Source organism: Streptomyces sp. NPDC091377 (assembly GCF_044757045.1).
Taxonomy (GTDB): domain Bacteria; phylum Actinomycetota; class Actinomycetes; order Streptomycetales; family Streptomycetaceae; genus Streptomyces.
The window spans coordinates 1-8,087 of the sequence record NZ_JBIVUE010000048.1; the positions used below are offsets into that span (position 1 = coordinate 1).

Annotated in this window: 1 protein-coding gene; it reads left to right on the forward strand. The window is 69.1% G+C overall.

The genetic code is table 11. From position 1 onward, the window contains the following. Positions 1 to 18 precede the first annotated feature (18 nt). Positions 19 to 8,087: amino acid adenylation domain-containing protein (locus ACIQNG_RS38985; protein ID WP_401491976.1), on the forward strand; the 8,069-nt coding region annotated here is incomplete at its 3' end.

Sequence of the window (8,087 nt, forward strand, 5' to 3'; positions counted from 1 at the left end):
GAGTTTGTTGCGTCGCGGGTGCCGGAGTACATGGTGCCGTCGGCGTTCGTGGTGGTGGACGCGCTACCGATGACCGTGAACGGCAAACTGGACCGCAAGGCGTTGCCGGCACCGTCGTACAGCGCGGGTGAGGGACGACGCCCCCACACCGTCCAGGAGGAACTGCTCTGCGGCGCCTTCGCCGAGATCCTCGGCGTTGCCTCCGTCGGAGTCGATGAGAGCTTCTTCGACCTGGGCGGGCATTCCCTGCTCGCCGTCCGGCTCATGTCGCGGATCCGGACTGTGCTCGGCGTGGAACTCTCGCTGAGGACACTGTTCGAGGCGCCGACGGTGGCCGGGCTCGCCGTCCGGCTGGCCGGAGGCGTCACGGAAGGTGCGCGACAGGAGTTGCGGGCCGCCGTCGAGCGGCCGGAGCGGGTACCGCTGTCGTTCGCGCAGCGACGCATGTGGTTCCTCGCCCAACTCGAAGGACCCAACGCCCTCTACAACCTGCCGACGACCATGCGGCTGAACGGCGACGTCGACACCGCCGTACTGGACATGGCGCTGCGCGATGTCATCGCCCGGCACGAGTCGCTGCGTACCGTCTTCCCCGTGGTGGACGGCGAGCCCTACCAGCACATCCTCGGCCCGCGGGACCTGGACTGGGAACTCCAGGTCAACCGTGTGGACCCCGCGCAGTTGCCGGACGCCGTGGCGCGGGCCACGCAACACCGCTTCGACCTGGCCTCCGAACTGCCCGTCCGGGCCTGGCTGTTCGAGGCGGAGCCGGATGTACGTGTGCTGGTCGTGGTGGTGCACCACATCGCCGGAGACGGCTGGTCCATGGGTCCGTTACGACGTGATGTCGACACCGCGTACGCGGCCCGGTCGCGCGGTGAGGCGCCGGCGTTCGAGCCGCTGCCGGTGCAGTACGCGGACTACGCGCTGTGGCAGCGCGAGCTGCTGGGGGAGGAGTCCGACCCGGAGAGCCTCCTGTCGGAACAGGTCGAGTACTGGCGCCGGACACTGGCCGGGGCCCCGGAGGAACTGGTTCTCCCGGCGGACCGGCGGCGTCCGACGGTCGCGGGTCATGTCGGCCACCGGGTACCGCTGCAGGTGTCGGCCGAGGTGCATCAGAGGCTGGTAGAACTCGCGCGGGCCGAAGGCGTGACCGTGTTCATGGCGTTGCAGGCCGCCCTGGCGGTCACGCTGTTCCGGCTCGGCGCCGGCACGGACGTCCCGGTGGGTTCGGCGGTGGCGGGCCGTACCGATGAGGTACTGGACGATCTGGTCGGCTTTTTCGTCAACACCCTGGTGATTCGGAACGACCTCTCCGGCGACCCGGAGTTCCGTGAGGTGCTGGGCCGGGTACGGGAGGCGAGCCTCGGGGCGCTGGCCCACCAGGATGTGCCCTTCGAACGCCTGGTGGAGGAACTGGCCCCGCAGCGGTCCTTGGCACGGCACCCCCTGTTCCAGGTCATGTTCACCGTGCAGAACGTCGAGGGTGCCGGGCTGGAGCAGCCCACCGGTGAACGTCCGACCACGGTGTCCGCGAAGTTCGACCTCGATGTGATCGTGGGCGAGACACTTGACGACCACGGCGGCCCCGCCGGATTGCGCGGTGCCCTGACAGCGTCGGCGGATCTGTTCGACGTGGGTTCGGCCGAGGTGATGGTTCAGCGGTGGCTGCGGGTTCTGGAAGCGGTGACCTCGGTACCTGACATCCGCCTGCGCGCCGTGGATGTGCTGGATGCCGGCGAGCGTGAATCGGTGCTGGAGCGGTGGAACGACACGGCTGCCGAGGGTGCCGAGGGCACTGTTGTCGAGTTGTTCGAGCGGTGGGTGGCTGAGGCTCCTCGTGCGGTGGCGGTGGTGAGTGAGGGTGCTGAGCTGTCGTACGGCGATCTGGATGCGGCGGCGAATCGGCTGGCGCATTATCTGCGGGGGCAGGGTGTTGGGCCGGAGTCGGTGGTGGGCCTGAGGTTGCCGCGTGGTGCCGGGATGGTGACCGGGATTTTGGGTGTGTGGAAGGCGGGGGCGGCGTATCTGCCGATCGACACCGCGTTGCCGGGTGACCGTATCGATTTCATGCTCGCGGATGCGGGTGTGGGTGTGGTGGTGGGTCCGGAGGAGCTGGAGCAGCCGGGTGAGCCGTCCTCCGCACCCGCTGTTGCCGGTGATCTGGCGTACGTCATCTACACGTCGGGTTCGACGGGGACGCCGAAGGGTGTGGCGGTCTCGCACGGTTCGTTGGCGAATCTGGTGTCGGTGTTCGGCCCCATGATGGGTGCGGGTCCGGGTGTGGGTGTGTTGCAGTTCTCGTCGTTCAGCTTCGACGCGTCGGTGCTGGATGTGGCGGTGGCGTTGTCGTCGGGTTCTGCGCTGTGGATCGCGAGTGAGGGGCAGCGGGAGGAGCCTCGTCGGCTGGCTGAGCTGACAGGTGTCCGGGCTGCCAGTGTGGTGCCGTCACTGTTGGGTGTGCTGGAGCCGGAGGATCTGGCTCAGGTGGAGACGCTGCTGGTCGGTGCCGAGGCGATCAGTGAGGCTGCGGCAGGGCGCTGGTCGGTGGGCCGGCGGCTGGTGAACACGTATGGGCCGACCGAGGCGACGGTGATGGTGGCGGCCGAGACGGTGGACGCTGACCGTCCGGGGCCGGTGCCGTTCGGGCGGCCGATCGCTAACACCAGGCTTTATGTGCTGGACGACGGTCTTCAGCCGGTGCCGGTCGGTGTCACCGGCGAGCTGTATGTGGCGGGTACGGGGCTGGCCCGCGGCTATGTGAATCGTCCGGGGCTGACCGGTGAGCGGTTTGTTGCGTCTCCGTTCGATGCCGGGCAGCGGATGTACCGGACCGGTGACCAGGCGCGGTGGACGGCCGACGGGCAGTTGGTGTTCGCCGGGCGGGCGGACGATCAGGTGAAGGTACGTGGGTTCCGGGTGGAGCCGGGTGAGATCGAGAGCGTGCTGCTGGCCCACCCCGAGGTGACGCAGGTCGCTGTGGTCGCCCGCGAGGGTGCTCTGGTGGCGTATGTCGTGCCGTCGGCGCAAGATGTGGGCGGGCTGCGGGAGCTGGTGGCGGCACGGCTGCCGGAGTACATGGTGCCCGCCGCGTTCGTGACGCTGGACGAGCTGCCGCTGACCGCCAACGGAAAGCTGGACCGCAAGGCGCTGCCCGCGGCGGAGTACGCCACGGGCACGGGTCGGGCCCCGGCCACAGTGCGTGAAGAGATCGTGTGCGCCGTCTTCGCCGAGGTGCTGGGCCTGGACGCGGTCGGGGTCGACGACAACTTCTTCCAGCTCGGCGGACACTCCCTCCTGGCAGTGTCACTTGTCGAGCGCCTGCGTGCCCGCGGAGTGTCGGTCTCGGTGCGGGCGCTGTTCGAGACGCCCACCCCCGCCGGACTCGCCGGTACGGCGGGAGCCGAGTCGGTGGAGGTACCGGACAACCTGATCCCGGCCGGGGCCGAGCGGATCACCCCCGAGATGCTGCCGCTCGTAGAACTGTCTCAAGCTGAGATCGACCGAGTGGCCGCGGCGGTCGACGGCGGCGCGGCGAACATCGCCGACGTGTACCCGCTCGCGCCCTTGCAGGAAGGCATGTTCTTCCATCACCTCATGGCGGCCGGCGGAGCCGATGCCTACGTGACGGTCCGCCTCGTGGAGTTCACCACGAGGGCCCGCCTGGATGAGTTCGCGGGCGCGCTGCGGCAGGTGGTGGAACGGCACGACATCTACCGGACGGCCGTGGTGTGGGAAGGTCTGCCGGAGCCGGTGCAGGTGGTCTGGCGGCAGGCGGAGCTGCCGATCGTCGTGCACGTCCTCGACGTGGAGTCCACCGAGCCCGCCCGTTACGTGGACGCCCTGATGAACGCCGGCGGACTGGTGATGGATCTGGGGCGTGCCCCCCTGATGGATCTGCATGTGGCCGAGGTCGCCGGGGGCCGCTGGCTGGGACTGATCCGGATCCACCACATGGTCGAGGACCACATGGGCACCGATGTGCTGATGCGGGAACTGCGCGCGGTCCTTGTCGGACAGGCGGATCGGCTGGCCCCAGCGGCACCGTTCCGGAACTTCGTGGCACAGACCCGCGCGGTCCCGAGGGAGGAACACGAACGGTTCTTCGCCGAACTGCTGGCTGATGTGACCGAGCCGACCGCACCCTTCGGGGCCCTGGACGTGCATGGGGACGGCAGCGGCGCCGTGACTGAGATGGTCACGGTGCCGGCCGAGCTGGCGGTCCGACTGCGGGACGTGGCACGAGGGCTCGGCGTCAGCGCGGCGACCGTACTGCATGTGGTGTGGGCGCGAGTTCTGGCGGTGCTGTCCAGCCGGGACGACGTGGTGTTCGGGACGGTGCTGTTCGGACGGATGAACGCCGGCGAAGGCGCCGACCAGGCGCTCGGCCTGTTCATCAACACCCTCCCGGTACGTGTCCGTACCTCCCAGGTCGGCGCACGCGCGGCGATCGAGCTGATGCGGGACCAGTTGGCGGCGCTCCTGGAGCACGAGCACGCACCTCTGGCCGTCGCGCAGCAGGCCAGCGGCATCACGGAGAACACCCCCCTGTTCACCTCGCTCTTCAACTACCGGCACGCAGATCCGCGCACGGGCGGCGAAGGGGCCGTGGAACAGCAGCCGATCGAAGGCATCCGCAACGTCCTTGTCCGGGAGCGGACCAACTATCCGCTGACCGTGGCCGTGAACGATCTGGGACCGGAGCACATCGGCTTCACCGTGGCAGCGGTCGCGCCCATCGACGCGACAGCAGTGGGCCGCCTGCTGGAGACCACGCTGGACAACATGCTCGGCGCCCTGACTCTCGCACTCGACGGCGGCCCCGACACCGCGCTTGATCGGGTCCTCGTTCTCGACGCCGCTGAACGCGACCGGATGCTCGGCGAGTGGAATGACACGGCGGCGGCGGTGCCGGGTGGGTCGGTGGTGGAGCTGTTCGAGCGGCGGGCTGCTCAGGTTCCGGGTGCGGTGGCGGTCGTGAGTGAGGACGGTGAGCTGTCGTACGGCGATCTGGATGCGGCGGCGAATCGGCTGGCGCACTATCTGCGAGGGCAGGGTGTTGGGCCGGAGTCGGTTGTCGGCTTGAGGTTGCCGCGTGGTCCGCAGATGGTGACGGGGATTTTGGGTGTGTGGAAGGCGGGGGCTGCGTATCTGCCGATCGACACCGCGCTGCCGGGTGACCGCATCGATTTCATGCTCGCGGATGCGGGTGTGGGTGTGGTGGTCAGTCCGGAGGAGCTGGACCAGCCGGGTGAGTCTTCTTCCGCGCCGGGTGTCGCCGGTGATCTGGCGTATGTGATTTATACGTCGGGTTCGACGGGGGTGCCGAAGGGTGTGGCGGTCTCGCATGCGGGGCTGGTGAATCTGGTGGTGGCTCAGGGTGAGCGGTTTGCGGTGAGCCCGGATGCTCGGGTGTTGCAGTTCGCGTCGGTGGGGTTCGATGCGGCGGTTTCTGAGGTGTGGGTGACGTTGTGTGCGGGTGGGGTGTTGGTGGTGGGTTCGGTGGAGGAGCTGGATTCGGGTGGTGGTGTGGCGGGTGTGGTGGCGCGTCATGGGGTGTCGCATGTGACGTTGCCGCCTGCGGTGCTGGGGGCGTTGGAGGACGGGGACCTCGGGTCGGTGACGACGTTGGTGTCGGCGGGTGAGGCACTGGACGCGAGGCTGGTGGAGCGGTGGGGTGCGGGGCGTCGTCTGGTGAATGCGTATGGTCCGACGGAGGTGACGGTGTGTGCGTCGATGTCGGAGCCGCTGGCTCCTGGTGATGAGCCGTCGATCGGTCGGCCGAACCTCAACACGCGGATGTATGTGCTGGATGAGGCGCTTGAGCCGGTGCCGGTGGGTGTGACGGGTGAGCTGTATGTCGCGGGTACGGGGCTGGCCCGTGGCTATGTGAATCGTCCGGGGCTGACCGGTGAGAGGTTCGTGGCATCCCCGTTCGATGCGGGGCGGCGGATGTATCGGACGGGTGACCTGGCGCGGTGGACTGCGGACGGGCGGTTGCTGTTCGGTGGTCGTGCCGATGATCAGGTAAAGGTGCGTGGGTTCCGGGTCGAACCCGGTGAGGTCGAGACCGTGCTGCTGAGTCACCCCGCGGTGACCCAAGCGGCTGTGGTGGCCCGTGATGGAGCCCTGGTCGCGTACGTCGTGCCGTCGGTCCAGGACGTGGAGGGGCTGCGGGAGCTGGTGGCGTCGCGGTTGCCGGAGTACATGGTGCCGGCGGTCTTCGTGCCGCTTGATGAGCTGCCGCTGACGGTGAACGGAAAGCTCGATCGCAAGGCGCTGCCCGCGCCCGAGTTCACCACGGGTGAGGGGCGGGCCCCGGCGACGGTGCAGGAGGAGATCCTGTGCACCCTGTTCGCCGACGTCCTCGGCTTGGACACGGTCGGAGTGGAGGACAACTTCTTCCGCCTCGGCGGCCACTCCCTGCTGGCGGTCCGCCTGACATCACGGATCCGCGTGGTGCTGGGCGTGGAGGTCGAGGTCCGGGCCCTGTTCGAGGCGCCCACGGTGGCACGGTTGGCGGCCCGACTCGCCCAAGGCACCGAGCAGGCCCGTACACCCCTGCGCGCGGTGGCCGAGCGGCCCGAGCGGGTACCCCTGTCGTTCGCGCAGCGGCGCCTGTGGTTCCTGGGCCAGCTCGAAGGGCCCAACCCGACGTACAACATCCCGGTGCCGATCCGGGTGAACGGTGCCGACGCCGTCGTGCTCGACGAGGCACTGCGGGATGTGATCACGAGGCATGAATCGCTGCGGACGGTCTTCGCCGTGGTCGACGGTGAGCCGTATCAGCGGATCCTTGACCCGCGGGACCTGGACTGGGCGCTGGAGGTGACCCAGGTCACCCGCGAGGACATGGCCGACGCGGTGAGCCGGGCCTCGCGGCACGCCTTCGACCTGTCGTCCGAACCGCCCGTCCGGGCCTGGCTGTTCGAGGCCGGCCCGGACGAGAAGGTGCTCGTGGTGGTGATGCACCACATCGCCAGTGACGGCTGGTCGATGGGCCCCCTGGGACGCGACCTGTCCACCGCGTACGCGGCACGGCTGCGCGGCGAAGCCCCCGACTGGACCCCGCTGCCCGTGCAGTACACCGACTACGCCATCTGGCAGCGGGAACTGCTGGGCGACTCGTCCGACCCCGACAGCCTGCTGAACGCACAGGTGGAGTACTGGCGGCAGGCCCTGTCCGGCGCACCGGAGGAACTGGCGCTGCCCGCCGACCGCGCGCGTCCCATGGTGACCAGCCACCAAGGACACCAGATTCCGCTGCGGGTGCCCGCCGAAGTGCACCAGCGGGTCGTGGACATCGCGCGCGCCGAGGGCGTCACGGTGTTCATGGTGATGCAGGCCGCGCTCGCGGTCACCCTGTCACGGCTGGGTGCCGGAACCGACATTCCCGTCGGTTGCGGTGTCGCCGGCCGCAACGACGAGGCGTTGGACGACCTGGTCGGGTTCTTCGTCAACACCCTCGTGATCCGTACGGACCTCTCCGGGAACCCGGAGTTCCGGCAGGTCCTGGAGCGGGTGCGGGAGGCGAGCCTGGGCGCCTGGGCGCACCAGGACGTGCCCTTCGAGCGACTGGTCGAGGAACTCGCCCCCGAACGCTCGATGTCCCGCCACCCCCTGTTCCAAGTGGCCTTGACCTTGCAGAACGCCGAGCGGACCGCGGTGGAGATGCCCGGAGTGCCGGCCGGCGCCGTCGCGGGGGCCGAGGCCGCCACCGCCGCCTCCGCCAAGTACGACCTCGATGTGATGATCGCGGAGGCGTACGACGAACACGGGAACCCCGCCGGACTGCGCGGTGCCGTCATCGGGTCGGCGGACCTGTTCGACGCCCGCTCCGTCGAGGCCCTGGTCGAGCGGTGGGCGCGAGTCCTGGAGTCGGTGACCGCGGACCCCGCACTCCGTCTGGCCGCCGTGGAGATCCTCGGCCCCGACGAGCGCGCACTGCTGCTGAGTGAGTGGAGTGGTGCGGGGGTTGAGGGTGTTGTGGTGGGTGGTGGTGGTGTGGGTTCGGTGTTGGATTTGTTTGGTGGGTGGGTGGGGGTGGATGCGGGTGCGTTGGTGGTGGTGGGTGATGGTGTGGTGGT